This is a genomic window from Pseudomonas orientalis (assembly GCF_001439815.1).
Taxonomy (GTDB): domain Bacteria; phylum Pseudomonadota; class Gammaproteobacteria; order Pseudomonadales; family Pseudomonadaceae; genus Aquipseudomonas; species Aquipseudomonas orientalis.
Map to the genome: position 1 here is coordinate 852367 of NZ_JYLM01000001.1, position 15725 is coordinate 868091.

Sequence of the window (15725 nt, forward strand, 5' to 3'; positions counted from 1 at the left end):
ATGCGTGCATCCTTGAAACGTTCCCTGCTCGGCACCGCGTTCGCGCTGGCCGCCCTGGCTGGCGCCGTGCCCCAGGCCGTGGCCTCGCCCGACCAGCAATTCATTCCCCTGGCGACCTACCGTGTCGGCGCCTATGCCTCCAGCGGCGTGCAGGTGTGGGCCGGGATGATCGACTACCTGCGCTATATCAATGAGGTCGAGGGCGGCATCAACGGCGTGAAGCTGGTGTGGCAGGAGTGCGAGACCGAATGGACGGCGGAGAAGGGCATCGAATGCTACGAGCGTTTCAAAAATGGCCTTGATGGCGCGCCGGTCGCGGTGTACCAGCCCAACGGTGCACCGGCCGCCTACGCGCTCAGTGAACGGGCGGAAGTGGACAAGATCCCGCTGATCACCCTGGGTTACGGTCGCACCGAAGCCACCGACGGCACGGTGTTTCCCTACAACTTCCCGGTGATGCTGACCTTCTACAGCGAAGCCTCGACCCTGGTGAACTACATCGCCGAGCGCGAAGGCGGCTTCGACAAACTCAAGGGCAAGAAGATCGCCACGGTCTATCACGACTCGGCCTACGGACGCGAAACCCTCGGCCCGTTGAAATTGCTGGCCGACAAGTATGGCTTCGAAAATATCCAGATCCCGGTGGCCGACCCTGGCAACGAGCAGTCGGCGCAATGGCGCCAGGTACGCCAGGCCAATCCGGACTGGGTGTTCCTGCGCACCTGGGGTGTGTCCACCCCGGTGGCGGTGAAGACGGCGGCGCGCTTCGGCTTCCCGGTGGACCATATCATCGGTGATATCTGGGCCAGTTCCAGCGAAGACGTGCTCCCGGCCGGTGCCGCCGCCAAAGGTTATCTGGCGCTGACGCCGTACCCGGCAGGCAGCGACTTCGAGATCCACAAGCGCCTCAAGCAGGCGATCCTCGACAAGGGCCACAGCGACCTCAAGGACCTGAAAAACTTCGGCAGCGTCTATTACAACTCGGGCCTGGTGAACGCCGCCGTGGCCGTGGAAGCGATTCGCACGGCCCAGGCCAAATTCGGCAAGCGCCCGCTCAATGGCGAAGAGGGCCGCTGGGGCCTCGAGCACCTGAACATTGATGACGCGCGCCTTAAGGACATGGGCTACCTGGGCCTGATGCAGAACCTCAAGCTGTCGTGCCGCGACCATGAGGGCGGCGGTTCGGCGCGGGTGCAACAGTGGGACGGGGCCAACTGGACACTGATCAGTGACTGGATCGCCGCCGACCGTGCGTTGTTGCGCCCGCTGATCGATGAAAAATCCGCCGCGTTCGCCAAGGAAAAGCACCTGACGCCGCGCACCTGCAACGGGGATGAATAAATCATGAGCCAGCCTGCCACCGAGCCAGGGCATCCGGCATTGCTGACGGTCGACGACATCGAAGTGATCTATGACGGGGCGATCCTGGCCGTGGCCGGGGTGTCGCTGAATGTGCCCAAGGGCGCCATCGTTGCGTTGCTCGGCGCCAATGGCGCAGGCAAAAGCACCACCCTCAAGGCCATTTCCGGGCTGGTGCGGGCCGAGCGCGCCGACGTCAGCCGTGGCCGGATCGACTACGCCGGCCTGAACCTGGCGGGTGTAGAGCCCAGCCAGCGGGTACGCCAGGGCATGGTGCATGTGCTGGAAGGCCGGCATGTGTTCGGCCAGCTCACGGTGGAAGACAACCTGCGCAGCGGCGGCTTTGTGCGGCGCCTGAGCCGCAGGGAGCTGGCCCAGGACCTGGAGCGCATCTACACCTGGTTCCCAAGGCTCAAGACCAAGCGCCACACCCGCGCCGGCCTGACCTCCGGTGGCGAGCAGCAAATGGTCGCCATCGGCCGGGCATTGATGACCCGTCCCGCCCTGGTGCTGCTCGACGAGCCGTCGATGGGGTTGGCGCCGATGATCGTACAGGAGATTTTCGCGATCATCGCGCAGCTCAACCGCGAGCAACAGGTGAGCTTTTTGATCGCCGAGCAGAATATCAATGTCGCACTCACCTATGCGTCCCGGGGCTACGTGCTGGATACTGGGCGGGTAGTGTTGAGTGGCAGTGCCGCCGAGCTGTTAGGACGGGGTGACTTGCATGATATTTATCTGGGCAAACAGTAAGGGCGAACGTGCATGAGTGAATCGATCCGCAACGCCGATGTACTGATCATCGGCGGCGGCCTGAGCGGCACGATGCTGGCGGTGCAACTGCTGCGCCTGCCGGGCCGGCGGCGCCTGCTGGTGATCGAACCGCGTGCGCAACTGGGGCGCGGCGAGGCCTACAGTGCGGTCGAACTGGGCCACACCCTGAACGGCAATGCGGCGCGCATGAGTGTCGACCCGGACAATGCCGATGACCTGACCCAGTGGCTTACCGACTACATCGGCGCCGGCGGATGGCCGGAGTCGGCGCAACAGCCTGTGCCCATCAGCGAACTGTTCCCGCCACGGGGCATTTTTGGCCTGTATGCGCAGCAGCGCTTGGCGCAGGCCAAAGCGCTGTCCGCCTCCACCGTCGAGCATATCCGTGCAGAAGCGGTCGATGTGCAAGTCGATACAGCCGGTACCCAGTTGACCCTGGATAACGGCGAGCGCCTGCGTGGCGCCTGTGCCGTATTGGCTACCGGCATGTTCCCGGCGGCGCGCACGCCGCTGACCGAATCCAGCGGCTTGAACGCGGCGGCGGTGGACCCGTGGGATGTGCAGGCCATGACCCGGCTCGACCCACACTCGAGCGTGCTGATCATCGGCTCCGGGCTGACCATGGTGGATGCCGTGGTCTCCCTGGAGCAAGCCGGGCATCGTGGGCCGATCGAGGTGTTCTCGCGCCATGGCCTGTTGCCCCATGTGCGCCGCCAGCCGCCGGGCTGGGACGACTTTCTCGGCGCTGATCACGCGCTGCGCAGCCCTCGGCAGCTGTTGCGTGAAGTGCGGCGCCAATGCCGCATTGCGCTTGACCAGGGCATCGATTGGCAGGCGCCGCTGGACACGGTCCGGGTGCATATCGCCCGGTTGTGGAGCCAGGCGAGCGACCGTCAGAAACGTCAGTTCGTGCGGCACGTGCGGCCGTGGTGGGAAAGCCATCACCACCGCTCGCCGCCGTTGAGTGCGCAGTTGGTGGAACGGTTGCACGCAGAGGGGCGGCTGCGGATTCACGCCGCTTCGTTCAAGGGGCTGGTGCCTGGGGCCAGCGGCGTAACCATCGGCGTGCGCCATCGCGGCGAGCAGACCCTCACCCAGGTGTCCGGCGCGGCGCTGATCAACTCCAGCGGCATCGAATACGACTGGCGTCGCGTGGCCCGGCCGTTGCCGCAGCAATTGCTCAAGCGCGGGTTGATCCAGCCTGGGCCGTTGGCGCTGGGGATTGCGGCGGACACCTCTGGCGCCGTGCTGGATGCCCAGGGCCAGGTGAGTGGGCGGCTGTTCGCCATGGGCCCGCCGCTGCGTGGGATGTGGTGGGAGAGTACGGCGGTGACGGATGTGGCGATCCAGGCCAAGGCACTGGCCGCAAGGCTCACACAAATTTAAATGTGTGAGGGGGGCAGGCTCTGATGCCAGTGTAGGAGCGAGCTTGCTCGCGAAAAACTCACAGGCACCGCGTTCATTCAGGAAGCACGCGTTATCGTTGATGTTTTTCGCGAGCAAGCTCGCTCCTACAGACTGGCATCAGGGTAAGCCCCCTCCCACATTGGATCTCTGTTTATTTTGAGATTTTCACCAGTCCAGGCTTGAGGCCAAACACTTCAACCCCCTGGGGCGTCGATTGCCCGGTTGTCACCTTCACCCGCTCCACCGGCTTGTCCATCGACTCCCGAAATTCAACCGTCATATCGGGCCCGATCGCCGCGCTCGGCACCACAATCGCCTGCGCATTGTTGTACGTCACAATGGTCAGCCGCGCGCTCATGCCCAGGCGCACCTGCTGCACCTGCTGCGGCGTGAGCCGGGGGATCGACAGCGTCACCGGAAACTGCGCGCTGCCCTGGCTGTCATTGGCGATCGCCAACCCGCTGACCACGCTCACCGAACCCGTCAGTCGCTCACCGTCAAAACCATCCCCCATGACCTCCACCGCCTGGCCCTGATGCAGTTGATTGATGTCCAGTTCGGAGACCTTGGCGACGATTTTCAAGCGTTCGATATTGGCCAGGCCGAATAACACCTGGCCTTGACTGACCTTGCTGCCGGCCTGTACCGGTGCGTTGTTGCTGACACCGCTTTGGGATGAAGTGCTGTTGCCGGGTGCGGGCACCACGATACCGGAAAAGGGCGCCTTGACCTCCTTGCCTTCGAGCAGTTTGTGCAGGGCGTCGTATTTGACCGTGGCGTTGGTCAGTTCCATATCGGCGATCTGTCGATATTCGCCCTGGCCCTGTTCCAGCGCCTGTTGCAGTTCACTGCGTGCCGCTGCCAGGTCAAGTTGCTGCTGCTGGGTCTGTTGCTTGAGGTCGTCGAGTTCGTTGCGCGGGATGATGCCGCGCTTGAACAGGTTTTCGCTTTCGGTGAGCTTGCGCCGGGTATTGCCGGCGTTCATTTCTGCGGTGCGCAGGCTGCGTCGCGCGCGGCTGACGGCGGCGCTGCTGTCCCAGTCCTGCATTTCCTGCACGGTGCGCCGGGCCTTGAGCTGGGCCGAGAGGGCGTCGCGCAGTTGCACTTCGAGGGTGGCCGGGTCCATGCGTAACAGCACCTGGCCGGCCTCGACGCGCTGGCCTTGCTCGACCAGGTTGGCCAGTACATTGCCGTCGAACGGCGCGGTGAGCGTAACGGTGGTGTCGGGCTCGATCTTGCCCACCAGGCCGATCTGATGCACCAACGGGTCGGGCTTCACCGCCAGCCACTGTTCACCGGCGGTGGCCGGGCTTTCGGCAGGGGGCCGCAGTGCCAGCCCGACGCCCGCCACCAGCAGGATCAACACGGCGCCCAGCAGGCGTTTGCGATTAGTAGTCATTGAGGGCGATTTCCCAGCTTTCCAGGGTCATGCCCAGCGTCAAGTCCAGCTGGGTCTGAGCGTTCAAATAAGCGATCAGCGCATTGAGCCGCGCGTTTTCGGCGTTGCGCAGGTCAGTTTCGAAGCTCAGCACCTGGAAGTTGGTGGAGCGCCCGGCACTGAGTTTTTCCCGTTCAATCTCGATCTTGCGTCGCGACAGGTCCACGGCGCGTTGGGCGATTTCGTACTGGCGCCAGCGGGTGCCGAGGTCGCGCACCACATCGTTGACGCTGCGCTCGAGTTCCTGGCGGGCGTCGGTGATACGGATTTCCTGGTCCTCGACATCCACCCGGGCCCTGACTTCGGCCTGGCGCGTGCTGATATCGCCGATGGGGATCTGCACCTGCACGCCGGCGTAGCTGTCCCAGTTGCGGTTATGGGCGCGGCCATTGTCGCTGTCGCTCGCGTCGCGCACCTGGTTCGCGCCCGCCACCAGGTCCACTTGCCAGCGTCCGGAATCCTTGGCGATCACCAGATTGAGATCGGCCCGCTGGCTGCCGAGCAGAGCGGCGAGGTATTCCGGTTGCTGGGTTTGCGCGAGGTTGAGCGCCTGGCGCTTGTCGATTTCCATGGGCCTGGCCTCCAGGGCCTCGGTGGCGCGAATCGGTGTCGACAAGTCCAACGCCAGCAGGCGCAGCAGGGCCAGGCGACTGGTATCGAGCTGGTTCCGGGCTTCCTCCACGCCCAATTGCTGGGTGGCGATGTCGGCTTCGGTCTGCACGATCTCGAACTCGGCCATGCGCCCGGCGCTGATCAATGCCTTGTTCACCTCCAGCAAGGTGTTGGAGCGCTGGAGTGCATCCTGCACGATCACCTGTTGCTCCTGGGCCCGCAGCAACTCGCGGTAGGTGGCGATGATCTGGCTGATGGTTTGCGCCACGGTGGCCTTGAGGTTGAGACGGTTGGCCTGTTCGGCCAGGCGCGACAGGCGCAGCGGCGCGGTGGTGGCGTCCCAGCCGGCACCGCGCATCAGCGGCTGGATGATGGCCAGGTCAAGGCCGTCGCTGCGGTAACGGCCGGCACGGTCGGCGTTGTTCAGTTGCTGAGTCCAGGCCATGCTCAGGCGGGTGCCGTATTCGCCGAGCAGGCTGGTGGACGGCGCCAGGTTGGCGTTGCGCGCGTTGTCCTGGGAACCGCGTGTGCCCCGGTAATAACTGTTGAGGGTGAGTTTGGGGTTGAACACATCTTCGGCGACCCGCAGGTCGAACTTCTGCGCGACCCGCTGCAGGTAGGCGCTGCGGATCGCCGGGTTGTTGCGCAGGCCCAGGTACACGGCGTCGCCCAGAGTCAAGGTGGTCACCTGGGCATTCAGCGATACACCCCGGTCATAGCCGCTGCGGGTGGTACTGGGCGCCGAGGGCTTGATCACCACCTCGGCGGCCATCGCGGGCAGGCTGATCAGCGCCAGCAGCAGGAGCCATTTATTCATCGCGCAAGGCCTCCACCGGCTGCAGGCGTGAGGCCGAGACCGCCGGGTAGATGCCAAAGAACAAACCCACCAGCAATGTGCTGCCAACCCCCAGGGGCAGGGCGGCCACCGCCAGGGAAAACACCCAGCCCGACAGCCAGGCGTAGAGCCAGGCGGCGGTCATGCCCAGTACCGCGCCGCATAACGCGCCCACGGCAGTCAAGGTGACGGCTTCGAGCAGGAACAGGTTGCGGATATCCCGCTGCCGAGCGCCCAGGGCCATGCGAATGCCGATTTCGCGACGGCGCTCGGAAACGTTCATCAGCATCACATTCATCACCCCGACGCCGCCGCCCACCAGGGAAATCGCGCCGAGGGCCAGCAGCAGGTACGCGAAGGTGCGGCTTTGGCGGGTCATGCCATCGATCATTTGCTGGGGCACCGTGATGTCGACGTTGTGCTCGGTCAGTTGCGGTTGCAACGCGGCGGCGGCATCCCGTGCCACGCGTTCCATGTCCTGCCCAGGCTGGGCACGGATGATCACGTTGTTGATCTGCGGGTTGGCAAAAATACGCCGCATGCCCTCGGCGGGAATGAACAGCGATTCATTGGCCTGCACCGGCATCAGCATCGCCCGTGGCTGGTTCTGCAGGATGCCGATGATCAGGAACAGGTAGTCATTGATGCGCACGCGGTCACCCGGTTTGAGCGGTTCACCGGGCGTGCCGAGTGCCTGGGCGACCTGGTCGCCGATCACGGCATAGGTCTGGTTGGCATCGAAGGCCGACAGGAAGCGCCCCTCGCGCACCACCAGGCGCATGGCGGCCTGCACATCCGGGGTACTGCCGACGAAGTTGGCATTGGCGGTGCGGCCATGGAGCACGATGGGCCCGCTGAACAGGCTGAGCGCGCCGATGTGGGCAATGCCCGGTATAGCCTGGCGCACCGCGTCCAGGTCGAGCCGGGTGCGCATCGGCACGTTGCCGCTGCCTTTGGGCGGGAACTGGACGATCAGGGTGTCGGTGCCCATGTCCTTGAAAATCATCGCGGCATCCACTGCGGCGTTATGACCGATATTGATCAACGCGACCACCGACGAACTGCCGATCACGATACCCAGCAAAGCCAGCACCGAGCGTTTGCCCAGGGTGCGCAGGCTGATGAACGCTTCATGCAGCAGTTGGCTCAGACTCTGTTCGAACCGCAGGCTCATAGGCGCTCTGCCTCGTGCACCACGCCGTTGCGCACCAGGATTTTGCGCTCCAGGCGCTCGGCGATGTGCGCATCGTGGGTGACGATGATCAGCGTCACCTGCTGTTCGCGATTGAGCGCCAGAAGCAGGTCCATGATGTCCTGGGCGGTGCTGCTGTCGAGGTTGCCGGTGGGTTCGTCGGCGAGGATCACCGAGGGCTTGCCGACCAGGGCCCGCGCGATGGCGACGCGCTGGCGCTGGCCACCGGACAGGTCGGCCGGGCGGTGGTGGGCGCGCTCGGCCAGGCCGACCTGGTCAAGCATGCGCAAGGCCTGTTCCACCGATTCATGGCGGGATACGCCGCGATAACTCAGAGGCAGCGCGACGTTGTCGAGGGCGCTCAGACGCGGCAGCAGGTTGAAGCTCTGGAACACGAAACCGATCTGCTGGTTGCGGATCGCCGCCAGTTGATCGGGGCTGCTGTTGAAAATATCGTGACCGGCGAAGCGGTACTGGCCGCAGTTGGGCAGATCCAACAGGCCGAGGATGTTGAGCAGGGTACTTTTGCCGGAGCCGGACGCGCCGAGAATGCCGCAGCTGTCGCCGCTGGCGATGGACAGGCAGACGTCATTGAGAATGGACAGGTGTTGCCCGGCGAGCTGATAGCTTTTGCCGATGCCCTGCAAGGAAATCAAGTGGGGGTGCGCGGGGGGCTCTGTGATCATGACTACCCTGGCGTCTCAACGGTGCGGCGCTGTCCCGTAAATCTTTGTAACAAGTTGGGAAGCTGCCGGTGCCCGTCAGGAACTCATTAATTTCTTGTTTTTAAAAAGTTGTTTGAATACTAACCGCGTTCATTCCGCTTCGCCAGCGGCGGATTTAGAGCGGTTTGATGCATGGAAACGAGGTCTTCTGGCGCATCGCGCAATGGGTAAAAAGCCGTTGGCCTCCCTCGATGTCGCGATACGCAACGGCTTCGGTCTATATGGCACCGTGTCATTACTTGCTTTCGATCGTAGGCCCCGGTATAAAAAATCAAAATATTTTTTAAAACAATATTTCCCCCCGTGGAACTCTTATGGCCGCGAAGAAACTCAGCGCTCCAAACATTACCAAGACTCGACTGCTGGACGCGACAGAGGCGCTCTTTATTAAGTACGGATATGACGCCGTTTTATTACGGCAGATTACCGAGCGCGCCCAGGTCAACCTGGCCGCGGTGAACTACCACTTCGGGGACAAGGATTCCCTGATGAAAACCCTCTTGATGCAGCGCCTCGAGCCGCTCAATGAGCAACGCCTGGAGTTGCTGGCGCGTTGTGAAGCCGAAGCCGACGGCCCGCTCGACTGCGACACGCTGCTGGGCGTGCTGTTTGCCCCCGCGATGGGGATGGAGCGCAGCGATCCCGCCAGCGGGGAAGGGCGTTCATTCATTCGCTTCCTGGGCCGGGTCTACAGCGACACCTCGCCGTTTATCCAGGAATACCTCAAGGTCCATTACCAGCCGGTGTTCCAGCGTTTCTTCGAAGCGTTTGCCCTGGCATTGCCGGATCTGCCGCGCAACGAACTGGGTGTGCGCCTGCAATTTGCCCTCAAGGCGATTTCCGGGGTGATGGCCGGCACTGAATTGCGCCTGCTGATGAACTCCATGAGCCTGGGTCGCCCGGCCACGGACGCCGAGGTAATGGCCAAGCTGATCACCCTGGTGTCGGCGGCGATCCGGGTACCGCAGCAAAGCGCCGAGGCCGAGATCGCCTTGGCCAAAGTACTGGAGACTCAGCGGGCAATTCGTGAGCAGGCGACGGCACCGGCTGCCAAGGTGGCGCGCTAGTTCAAATCCGGGGCAAAAAAAAGCCCGCTGGGGCGGCGGGCTTGATATGCAACGTTTGTAACGGATGAGGCTTCACACTACGTTCCGGCTTGTGAATAAAACGTGAAAAATATGTAAGAGAAAGTGTGAATACCTTAACGCAGCCAAACTGACGCCCATGGCGAACGCTAAATTTTCCAGCGAGGGGCACTTTTCGCCAGTCGCTGCCGCATCTGATCCACATTGGCCGCCAGTTGCACGGTCAACAATCGATAACCGTCCAGCGCGCTGTAAACGGGAGCATCCAGCGGTGTCTGGACAGCGCTGGTATTCTGGGGGCGGTCCAGACGCTCGGTGACGCCTGATTTCAGCGCCCGTGCCATGCCCACCAACTGAACCCGGATCTGCCGGTGCTCGGTCTTGAGCGTCAGGCGCATGCGCGCGCTGGCTTGTTCATCACGCGGGTCCGGTCGGGTATTACCAAGAATCTCCAGAGTGCTGATGCACATCCGCAGATGGCGCTGGAGTTTGTCCAGCTCAGTCATGGAAATCCGCACTTCCTTGGACACCGACGGCATCAGCGAGCGCAGTTGCAGCATCGCTGCGTTCAAGCGGTTGAGCAGCTTGAGGTGTTCATCGTCGGTCACCGACTGGCCATTGATGATGCGGCTGTAGATCGCCGCGCAATCGCGCAGGGCGCTGGCCAGGCTGTAGCGCCACGAGTACACCGCATACAGCGGCAGGGCGAAGGAAAACGCCAGGGCCAGGGCGATGCCGATCAGGATGTCGACGGTGCGCCACAGGCCATCGGAGATCGGGTTGTCGCCGTGCCCGGCCACGATAAATACCGTGATCGCCGACAGCAGCGCGATATAGCCGCCCTTGCCGATGGCATGGTAGGAAAAGAACCCGCACACCGCGGACATCAGCAGGTACGTCAGGAAGGGCTGGCCGAAATAGGCCTGTTGTACTACCAGCAGCAGACCGACGCTGGCGCCGATCAGCGTACCGTAGGCACGCTCCACGGCTTTCTTGCCGATATTGCCGTGGTGCTGCAAGCCGCCGATCACGATCAGCATGGTCACCGACGCCCATTCGCCATGGGGCAGGTTGAGGCCGGTGGTCAGCAGGATCGTCGCCAGTAAGCCGATGGACACGCGCACGGCGTGGATCAGCTTGGCGTGGCGATAGCGCCGGTACGGGTCGAGCAGGGGGCGCAGCAGGCGCCGGGCAAAAATGGGCAGGTTCATCGGTATTAAGGGGGCCTCATTCATGAGTCAGGGCAAACCCGATCCAATGTGGGAGGGGGCTTGCTCTAATGTCAGTCAGTCAAGCGACACCGCCGTCTGTAGGAGCGAGCTTGCTCGCGAAAAACGTCAACGATAACGCGTGCTGTCTGAATGAACGCGATGCCTGTGAGTTTTCGCGAGCAAGCTCGCTCCTACAGAAAGCCTTAACTGACTGGCATCAGGGCAAGCCCCTCCCACCTATTTTGACCGAGGTGATCTTAGAAAATGTAGTCGGTGCTGATAAAGCTCGAGTCACGGTTGCGCAGGATATCGCCGAGCAACGCCTTGTTGCTCTCCTGGAACTTGGTCGCCACCAGGGTGCGGATCGAGAACACGCGCAGCGCATCATGTACCGACAACGTGCCCTCGGCCGAGTTCTTGCGCCCGTTGAAGGGAAAGGTGTCCGGCCCGCGCTGGCATTGGGCGTTGATATTGATCCGGCCGACCTGGTTGGCGAAGGTGTCCACCAGGCGTCCGACTTCGACGGCGTTGGTGCCGAACAGACTCAGTTGCTGGCCGAAGTCCGAGTCCAGTACGTAGTCGATCACCGTCTCCAGGTCACGGTAGGGCACGATCGGCACCACCGGGCCGAATTGTTCTTCGTGGTACACGCGCATCTGCGGGTTCACCGGGTACAGCACCGCCGGGTAGAAGAATGACCCACGGCTCGCACCGCCGTCGGCATTCACCACCCGGGCGCCGTGCTGTGCGGCATCGGCCACCAGCTCGTTGAGGTAATCCACCTTGCCCACTTCCGGCAGCGGGGTCAGCGCCACGCCGTCATCCCAGGGCATGCCGGGTTTCAACGTCGCCAGCCTGGCATTGAATTTTTCGATAAAGCTGTCGACCACATCCTCGTGCACAAACAGGATCTTTAGCGCGGTGCAACGTTGACCGTTGAACGACAGCGAGCCGGTGAGCGCTTCGCTGACCGCGTTGTCGAGGTCGACCTCGGGCAGCACGATGCCCGGGTTTTTCGCATCCAGGCCCAATGCGGCGCGCAAGCGGTGAGGTTTTGGGTGCAGCTTTTTCAGGTCGCTGGCGGCCTTGTTGGTGCCGATGAACGCAAAGATATCGATCTTGCCGCTGGCCATCAGCGCGCTCACGGTTTCGCGGCCGCTGCCGTAGATCACGTTGATCACCCCGGCCGGGAAGCTGTCGCGAAACGCCTCCAGCAACGGGCGAATCAACAGCACGCCGAGCTTGGCCGGCTTGAACACCACGGTATTGCCCATGATCAACGCCGGGATCAGCGTGGTGAACGTCTCGTTCAGCGGATAGTTGTAAGGCCCCATGCACAGCGCCACGCCCAGGGGTACGCGGCGGATTTGCCCAAGGGTGTCCTGCTCCAGCTCGAAGCGGCTGCTGCGGCGGTCGAGCTCCTTGAGGGCGTTGATGGTGTCGGTGATGTAGTCGCAGGTGCGGTCGAACTCTTTCTGTGAGTCCTTGAGGTTCTTGCCGATCTCCCACATCAGCAGCTTGACCACCGCGTCGCGCTGTTCGCGCATGCGCCGCAGGAAGGCTTCCACATGCTGGATGCGTTCCGCCACGCGCAGGGTCGGCCACTCGCCCTGGCCCCGGTCATAGGCGCGCACGGCGGCGTCGAGGGCGGTGAGGGCGGTCTCGGCGTCCAGCAGCGGCGTGCTGCCGATGTACACGCGTTCGTCGCCCAGTTGCACAGGGCTCTGCACGCGGGCCAGCGGGCCATTCCACACCCGCAACTGGCCATCGACCAGATAATCACGCTGTTCAATCGGCGCACCCAGGCGAAATTGCTCGGGGATTTCGGCGAGCGTGGAAGGAAACAGCTCGGTGAGCAGGTTGCTGGTGGTCATGGCGCTACCCCTGGAATAGTTGCAAAACATGACTAGAGAGTCACCCATACCAGGGCTCTGTGGCAAGGCTTGCGCGCTTTCTCCTGCGCATTGCGGGGGCTTCGGGATAAACTGCGCGGCTTTCTTGAAGGAGTTCACATGAGTCACTACCAGCCGGGCATTCTTGCCGCACCGGTGCCGTTGCAGGCACGCCATCTGTTTTTTGCCCTCGAGTCCCTGGATGCCTTGCCCGCAGCGCTGGACGCGCTGGTGCAGTTGACGGATTCAGCGGCGGTGGTCGGTTTCGGCGAGCCCCTGGTAACCGCGCTGGGCGCAGGCATTGAAGGGTTGCGTAGCTTCCCGGCCGTCAGCGGCCCGGGCGCGCATAACCCGTCCACGCAACAGGCCCTGTGGGTATGGCTGCATGGCGTGGACCGTGGTGAATTGCTGTTGCGCAGCCGCGCGTTCGAAAAAGCCCTGGCGCCGGCGTTGCGCCTGGTACAGATGACCGAAGGCTTTCGCTACAAGACCGGCTTCGACCTGACCGACTACGAGGACGGCACCGAGAACCCTCATGACGACGCCGCCGTCGCAGCGGCCTTCACACACGGCGGCGCCAGCTTCGCGGCCATCCAGCAGTGGCAGCACGACCTCGACGGATTCGCTGCGCTGCCTGCCCAGGCGCGCGACCACATCATCGGCCGCCGCCATGGCGACAACGAAGAACTTGACGACGCCCCCGCATCCGCCCACACCAAGCGCACCGCCCAGGAAAGCTTTTCCCCGCAGGCGTTCGTTGTGCGACGTTCGATGCCATGGGCAGAGAACGGCCAGGCAGGGCTGATGTTTCTCGCGTTTGGCCATTCCTTCGACGCATTCGAAGCGCAACTGCGCCGCATGAGTGGACTGGAAGACGGGATCGTCGATGGTTTGTATCGCATCAGCACACCGTTGACCGGTGGTTATTATTGGTGCCCGCCGTTGAAAGAAGGGCGTTTGGATCTGAATGCGACCACTCAGGCTGCGCCAGTCCAAAAATGATCGCTCGCCCCTGAGATTTCCGGAACCGAGCTATGGTCGCTGACCACCTGACAGCGACCACATAAAGCCTCAAGGAGAAGTGCGCGCCCGGCCAGCCATGGCAAACATGAAAAAATTGACAGCCATGCCAATGAGCGCTGAAAAAAATCCGCACTGGCCTTAATCTAGGCGCCCCTGCCACCCGTGCGGATTGTTCATGTCTCCTGTTACCGATGGGCTACCCCTCGATAAACGCCTACCGGCCGTGATTGCCCTTTCCCTGGGGATCGGCATGGCGACGCTGGACACTGCCATCGTCAATACCGCCTTGCCGACACTGGCGCAGGGTATCGGGACTGACTCGGCGTCGGTGATCTGGGTGGTCAACGCCTACCAACTGGCGATTATTGCAACCGTGCTGCCGTTTGCTTCGCTGAGCGATGTGCTGGGGCATCGCCGCGTGTACCTCGGCGGGTTGCTGCTGTTTATCGTTTCGTCGTTATTGTGCGGGCTGGCCGATTCGCTGCTGACCCTCACCGCCGCACGGGTAGCACAGGGCCTGGGGGCGGCCGCGCTGATGAGCGTCAACACCGCCTTGCTCAGGCATATCTACCCCTCGAACATGCTCGGGCGTGGCCTGGGCTATAACTCGCTGGTGGTGGGGCTGGCGTTCACCCTGGGGCCCACCGCCGCATCGGCGATCCTCTCAGTGGCCAGCTGGCATTGGCTGTACCTGATCAATGTGCCACTGGGGCTGCTCGCCTTGGGCCTGGGCCTGCGCTCGTTACCGACGTTGCCGATCACCGGGCACGCGTTTGATCGGTTGGCGGCGCTGTTATGTGCCGGGTTGTTCGCCTTGCTGGTGCTGGGGTTGGGCGCCGCCGTGCATGGCGCACGGGGCGCGCTGACCCTGGGGCTCATCGCGCTCGCGCTGGTGTTTGGCGCTTTACTGCTGCGCCGCGAGGCCGGGCATCCGGCGCCGATGCTGGCGGTGGACCTGTTCAAGCGCCCGGTGTTTGCGCTGTCTTCGCTGACGGCGATCTGCGCCTTCAGTGCCCAGGGCCTGGCGTTTGTGGCGTTGCCGTTCCTGTTGCAGTCGGCGCTGGGCCACAGCCAGGTGGAGACCGGCTTTTTGATGACGCCGTGGCCGGCCGTTGTGGCTGTCATGGCCTTGGTGGCGGGACGCCTGGCTGACCGCGTGTCACTGGGCCTGCTGTGTGGCATTGGTTTGCTGATGCTCAGCGTTGGCATGGCTGCGCTGGCAACCCTGAGCAATGATGCCTCGGCCTTCGATATCGGCTGGCGCATGGCCTTGTGTGGCGCCGGCTTCGGTTTTTTCCAGTCGCCCAACCTCAAGGCGCTGATGACCAGCGCACCTTTGGCGCGCAGCGGCGGGGCCAGTGGCATTGTGGCGATCTCGCGGTTGCTGGGCCAGACACTGGGCGCATCGTTGGTCGCCTTGTGTTTCCATCTGTTTGTGGACAGTGGCCCGGTCTCGGCATTGTGGCTGGGTTGCGTGTTCGCGCTGGTGGGCGCTGTCGCCAGTGGCCTGCGTTTATTGCCCTATAAACGAACGGTTTAGCGCTTGTGGCTGGCGCACACGCAATGCTCACCGGTTTTTGAGGCTTTCCAGCCAGGCCGGATCGAGGCGGGCTTGTTCGGTATCGATCCCCAACGCCTGCATTCTGGCCTTGTGTGCCTCGACCTCACCCACCCGTTGCGCCTGGGCGCTGGAATTGGCGTCCAGGGCATGCATCTGTGTCAGTCCCAGGTGGTAGAAACGCAACACCTTGATAGCATTCGGATCATCGGCCTGTACCCGTTCGCTGACCTTGTGCATCACATTGGTCACGCTCATCAGGCTGCGCTTGAGCTGCCAGCCGTAGACCGCCGGTGCCAGCCAGGGCTGGCGCCAGAAGGGGCCGCGCACCAAACCGACCGTGATCAATACCCCGGCAAATACACCGCCGACATTGAAGCGAAAGTTGTCCTCGCCAGGCTCACCGAACAGCATCACCGCCAGGCTCGACAGCACCATGGCCAGGGCCAGGAATACCACGGCAACAATCAGCGTGCTGCGGCGGGTTTGCTTTCGATAGAGGGCGGGGTCACAGGGTTTGAGTTCGAACATTCGGGTCAGGTCTCCAGCACGGGAGGCCATCTTCTCATGCTTCAAGCAATCAAGTTGAACGATGGTCAATGGTGTTTTCTCTA

General features: G+C 63.0%; 13 protein-coding genes. 6 read left to right on the forward strand and 7 right to left on the reverse strand.

All coding sequences use genetic code 11. From position 1 onward, the window contains the following. Genes TU82_RS03765 through TU82_RS03775 form a run of 3 tightly spaced genes read left to right on the forward strand, consistent with a single transcriptional unit; the run spans position 1 to position 3519 of the window. On the forward strand, positions 1 to 1341 hold the full coding sequence (locus TU82_RS03765) for an ABC transporter substrate-binding protein (protein ID WP_057721761.1): 1341 nt from the start codon (positions 1 to 3) through the stop codon (positions 1339 to 1341). Positions 1342 to 1344: 3 nt separating this feature from the next. Then, complete coding sequence (locus TU82_RS03770) at positions 1345 to 2112, forward strand: ABC transporter ATP-binding protein (protein WP_057721762.1); 768 nt, start codon at positions 1345 to 1347, stop codon at positions 2110 to 2112. Positions 2113 to 2124: 12 nt separating this feature from the next. Next, complete coding sequence (locus TU82_RS03775) at positions 2125 to 3519, forward strand: FAD/NAD(P)-binding protein (RefSeq protein WP_057721763.1); 1395 nt, start codon at positions 2125 to 2127, stop codon at positions 3517 to 3519. A gap of 172 nt (positions 3520 to 3691) precedes the next feature. Here TU82_RS03775 and TU82_RS03780 read toward each other — a convergent pair whose 3' ends face one another. From TU82_RS03780 to TU82_RS03795, 4 genes are read right to left on the reverse strand one after another with little or no spacing between them, the layout of a single operon-like run. Then, positions 3692 to 4939 (reverse strand): efflux RND transporter periplasmic adaptor subunit, encoded by a 1248-nt coding sequence (locus tag TU82_RS03780; RefSeq protein WP_057721764.1) that lies wholly within the window; start codon positions 4937 to 4939, stop codon positions 3692 to 3694. Next, entirely contained in the window at positions 4929 to 6407 is a 1479-nt protein-coding gene (locus tag TU82_RS03785; RefSeq protein WP_057721765.1) for a TolC family protein, read from the reverse strand. Before TU82_RS03785 ends, TU82_RS03780 begins: the two co-directional genes overlap by 11 nt. Then, positions 6400 to 7599, reverse strand: coding sequence for an ABC transporter permease (locus tag TU82_RS03790; protein ID WP_057721766.1), 1200 nt, complete (start codon positions 7597 to 7599; stop codon positions 6400 to 6402). Before TU82_RS03790 ends, TU82_RS03785 begins: the two co-directional genes overlap by 8 nt. Then, entirely contained in the window at positions 7596 to 8303 is a 708-nt protein-coding gene (locus tag TU82_RS03795) for an ABC transporter ATP-binding protein (protein WP_057721767.1), read from the reverse strand. The genes TU82_RS03790 and TU82_RS03795 overlap by 4 nt, the downstream gene beginning before the upstream one ends. A 353-nt stretch (positions 8304 to 8656) precedes the next feature. Here TU82_RS03795 and TU82_RS03800 point away from each other — a divergent pair, with 353 nt between their 5' ends. Next, entirely contained in the window at positions 8657 to 9409 is a 753-nt protein-coding gene (locus TU82_RS03800; RefSeq protein WP_057721768.1) for a TetR/AcrR family transcriptional regulator, read from the forward strand. Positions 9410 to 9576: 167 nt separating this feature from the next. On the opposite strand, the gene TU82_RS03805 is transcribed toward TU82_RS03800, so the two are convergent. Together TU82_RS03805 and TU82_RS03810 are read right to left on the reverse strand one after the other, a co-directional pair. Next, positions 9577 to 10638, reverse strand: coding sequence for an FUSC family protein (locus TU82_RS03805; protein WP_057721769.1), 1062 nt, complete (start codon positions 10636 to 10638; stop codon positions 9577 to 9579). A 257-nt stretch (positions 10639 to 10895) separates the two neighbouring features. Continuing rightward, positions 10896 to 12512 carry an NADP-dependent glyceraldehyde-3-phosphate dehydrogenase gene (locus TU82_RS03810; protein WP_057721770.1) on the reverse strand — a complete coding sequence of 539 codons (1617 nt, stop codon included), beginning with the start codon at positions 12510 to 12512 and terminating at the stop codon, positions 10896 to 10898. Between the two features lie 138 nt (positions 12513 to 12650). Here TU82_RS03810 and TU82_RS03815 point away from each other — a divergent pair, with 138 nt between their 5' ends. After that, positions 12651 to 13532 carry a Dyp-type peroxidase gene (locus tag TU82_RS03815; RefSeq protein WP_057721771.1) on the forward strand — a complete coding sequence of 294 codons (882 nt, stop codon included), beginning with the start codon at positions 12651 to 12653 and terminating at the stop codon, positions 13530 to 13532. A gap of 196 nt (positions 13533 to 13728) precedes the next feature. After that, on the forward strand, positions 13729 to 15093 hold the full coding sequence (locus tag TU82_RS03820) for an MFS transporter (protein WP_057721772.1): 1365 nt from the start codon (positions 13729 to 13731) through the stop codon (positions 15091 to 15093). A 27-nt stretch (positions 15094 to 15120) separates the two neighbouring features. Here TU82_RS03820 and TU82_RS03825 read toward each other — a convergent pair whose 3' ends face one another. Continuing rightward, positions 15121 to 15642 carry a DUF3087 family protein gene (locus TU82_RS03825; protein WP_057721773.1) on the reverse strand — a complete coding sequence of 174 codons (522 nt, stop codon included), beginning with the start codon at positions 15640 to 15642 and terminating at the stop codon, positions 15121 to 15123. Between the last annotated feature and the right edge of the window lie 83 nt (positions 15643 to 15725).

Coding starts and splice junctions, on each gene's coding strand:
- TU82_RS03765 (WP_057721761.1), top strand. CDS start 1: ATGCGTGCATCCTTGAAACGTTCCCTGCTCGGCACCGCGTTCGCGCTG.
- TU82_RS03770 (WP_057721762.1), top strand. CDS start 1,345: ATGAGCCAGCCTGCCACCGAGCCAGGGCATCCGGCATTGCTGACGGTC.
- TU82_RS03775 (WP_057721763.1), top strand. CDS start 2,125: ATGAGTGAATCGATCCGCAACGCCGATGTACTGATCATCGGCGGCGGC.
- TU82_RS03780 (WP_057721764.1), bottom strand. CDS start 4,939: ATGACTACTAATCGCAAACGCCTGCTGGGCGCCGTGTTGATCCTGCTG.
- TU82_RS03785 (WP_057721765.1), bottom strand. CDS start 6,407: ATGAATAAATGGCTCCTGCTGCTGGCGCTGATCAGCCTGCCCGCGATG.
- TU82_RS03790 (WP_057721766.1), bottom strand. CDS start 7,599: ATGAGCCTGCGGTTCGAACAGAGTCTGAGCCAACTGCTGCATGAAGCG.
- TU82_RS03795 (WP_057721767.1), bottom strand. CDS start 8,303: ATGATCACAGAGCCCCCCGCGCACCCCCACTTGATTTCCTTGCAGGGC.
- TU82_RS03800 (WP_057721768.1), top strand. CDS start 8,657: ATGGCCGCGAAGAAACTCAGCGCTCCAAACATTACCAAGACTCGACTG.
- TU82_RS03805 (WP_057721769.1), bottom strand. CDS start 10,638: ATGAACCTGCCCATTTTTGCCCGGCGCCTGCTGCGCCCCCTGCTCGAC.
- TU82_RS03810 (WP_057721770.1), bottom strand. CDS start 12,512: ATGACCACCAGCAACCTGCTCACCGAGCTGTTTCCTTCCACGCTCGCC.
- TU82_RS03815 (WP_057721771.1), top strand. CDS start 12,651: ATGAGTCACTACCAGCCGGGCATTCTTGCCGCACCGGTGCCGTTGCAG.
- TU82_RS03820 (WP_057721772.1), top strand. CDS start 13,729: ATGTCTCCTGTTACCGATGGGCTACCCCTCGATAAACGCCTACCGGCC.
- TU82_RS03825 (WP_057721773.1), bottom strand. CDS start 15,642: ATGTTCGAACTCAAACCCTGTGACCCCGCCCTCTATCGAAAGCAAACC.